We start from the raw sequence: 1,097 nt of genomic DNA, 5'->3' as shown, positions 1-1,097 counted from the left end.
GCAATCACCAAGTATTTCGGTGACTTCAAAGCGTATGACCAGATTGACGGTGCGCCGGAAGAGAAAGCGCGCGGCATCACCATCTCGACCGCCCACGTGGAATACGAGACCGATGCGCGCCACTATGCGCACGTTGACTGCCCCGGCCACGCCGACTACGTCAAGAACATGATCACCGGTGCTGCCCAGATGGACGGCGCGATCCTGGTTGTGAACGCCGCTGACGGCCCGATGCCGCAGACCCGCGAGCACATCCTGCTGGGCCGCCAGGTTGGCATCCCGAAGATGGTCGTGTTCATGAACAAGGTTGACCAGGTCGACGACGAAGAGCTGCTGGAACTGGTTGAGATGGAAGTTCGCGAACTGCTGTCCAGCTACGACTACCCCGGCGACGATATTCCGATCATCGCAGGTTCAGCTCTGGCGGCGATGGAAGGCAACAACCCGGAAATCGGCGAAGCGAAGATCCGCGAACTGATGGCGGCTGTTGATGAGTATATCGACACCCCCGAGCGCGCTGTTGATCAGCCGTTCCTGATGCCGATCGAAGACGTGTTCTCGATCTCGGGCCGTGGTACCGTTGTGACCGGTCGTGTTGAGCGTGGCGTGATCAACGTTGGCGACGAGATCGAAATCGTTGGTATCCGCGACACCGCGAAAACCACCTGCACCGGTGTGGAAATGTTCCGCAAGCTGCTGGACCGTGGTGAAGCCGGCGACAACATCGGCGCCCTGCTGCGCGGTGTTGACCGTGACGGTGTTGAGCGTGGCCAGGTTCTGTGTAAGCCGGGTTCGGTGACACCGCACACCAAGTTCGAAGCCGAAGCCTACATCCTGACCAAGGAAGAAGGCGGCCGTCACACCCCGTTCTTCGCGAACTACCGTCCGCAGTTCTACTTCCGTACGACGGACGTGACCGGCACCGTGACCCTGGCCGAAGGCACCGAGATGGTCATGCCCGGCGACAACGTGTCGTTCGGCGTTGAGCTGATCGCACCGATCGCGATGGAGAACGGTCTGCGTTTCGCCATCCGCGAAGGCGGCCGCACCGTCGGCGCCGGCGTTGTGTCGAAGATCATCGAGTAATTCGCATCTGC

At 60.7% G+C, this 1,097-nt stretch carries 1 protein-coding gene; it reads left to right on the top strand.

Annotated elements, in window-relative coordinates; genetic code table 11:
• The coding region (gene tuf, locus ACR0CG_RS23950) for an elongation factor Tu (protein WP_480528004.1) at positions 1 to 1,086 on the top strand (1,086 nt) is incomplete at its 5' end.
• Positions 1,087 to 1,097 lie beyond the last annotated feature (11 nt).

The organism is Ruegeria sp. AB8, from assembly GCF_056542605.1.
Note: the sequence above shows the minus strand (reverse complement) of the source record. Positions and strands in the feature narration are given on the sequence as shown.